The organism is Lutimaribacter saemankumensis, assembly GCF_900100005.1.
Taxonomy (GTDB): Bacteria; Pseudomonadota; Alphaproteobacteria; order Rhodobacterales; family Rhodobacteraceae; genus Lutimaribacter; species Lutimaribacter saemankumensis.
In genome coordinates, this window is record NZ_FNEB01000044.1 from 1 (window position 1) to 1,253 (window position 1,253).

A 1,253-nucleotide genomic window follows, 5' to 3' on the forward strand; every position below is an offset into this window, starting at 1 on the left:
ACGCCGGTCGAACGGGACGAGATTGTGACGCTTTTCCCTGAGCTTGAAGGGAAAGATTGCGGCTATGGCCTTGCGCGTTACACGCTGAAACGGTTCGAGGCGCAGGTATTGCGCTTGAACGCCTAACCAATAGGTCCGGATACTGGCGGTGAATGTCCAATTTTTCTTCCCTGACACGAACCTTTCGCGATTGTAGCGAAAGACTGGAGTCCGCCATTCGCGACTGATGCAGCGCGGTCGCGCAAAGACGGGATGGCTTGCCCATCCTCTTGCTGGACATCCCTGGCGGGAGAGTGCATGAAGCCCTCTTGATATCCAAAGCCATGAAAACTCGGCCGTTTCATACCGTGATTCCGGACGGTGCCAGTTGTGCATCCGCGTGCGCATCAATTGTGTTCATTGCTGGGAAATATCGCACCATGGAGTCCTTCGGTCGTTTCGGGCAACATTCATGTTCGGTTTCGGGCGTGCCAGACCCCGAATGCAATGAAGTGTTGAGCCAGCACGCTGTCTCCAATGGAGTGTCACATGGCTCTGTTGCGGCCTTTGTCACTTATACTGATCCTAGCGACATGATCTGGTTCAGTCGGGAAGACATCGATGGCTGGGGAATTTCACACTATCCCGGCTCGGAAGCGTCGGGTTTCGAAAAGAGCGAACCTCGTGTCTGGCGGGCACTAACCGGCAAGGTTCCACCAGCACAATCTGCGTGGCGTCTTGATCTCTGGAAAAATGGTTGGCGGGCTTTCAACAGGCCCAGTTCGGACGCGGAAAGAGAACTTCAGCTGAACCAGTTCTGTGTCGAACACATTCCTGGAACCCTGTTCCTTGCGATTGAAATCCACGGTCCATCGGAAGTGATTGCAGACGTAGCTCTAAGAGTCGTGTTGCTCACGGATGCATTCAGCCTCGAAACAAGTGATCCAATGATTTGGCAAGAAGATGAACTGGTGACGATGGTGGCAATACCTATCCCCAACCAGAAAGTACTGTCGTGGCTGACCGAAGTTTCCCAGTATGAATTTCGGATTGATACCAAGGCGCCCTATGATCCGATCGGCGCCACGGGATACCTTTCTGGAAGCCGTGAAAATCTAATCTTTGCAGCGAACAACTGCGATTATCGCCGTGATAATTGAGCGCAAGCCTGCTGCCACTCTGAGCAGCCCGATCTGATTGGTCCAAGGTAATTGTTAGTGCATGATCGGGCTGGTTTCCATTGGGATGATGGTTTCGGGAGCCGGCGGCCGATA

General features: G+C 53.3%; 1 protein-coding gene. It reads left to right on the forward strand.

All coding sequences use genetic code 11. The annotated features are described in order from the left end of the window. The first annotated feature begins 269 nt into the window (after positions 1-269). Positions 270-1,139, forward strand: a complete 870-nt coding sequence (locus BLT50_RS19530) for a hypothetical protein (protein WP_217629265.1) — start codon at positions 270-272, stop codon at positions 1,137-1,139. Positions 1,140-1,253 lie beyond the last annotated feature (114 nt).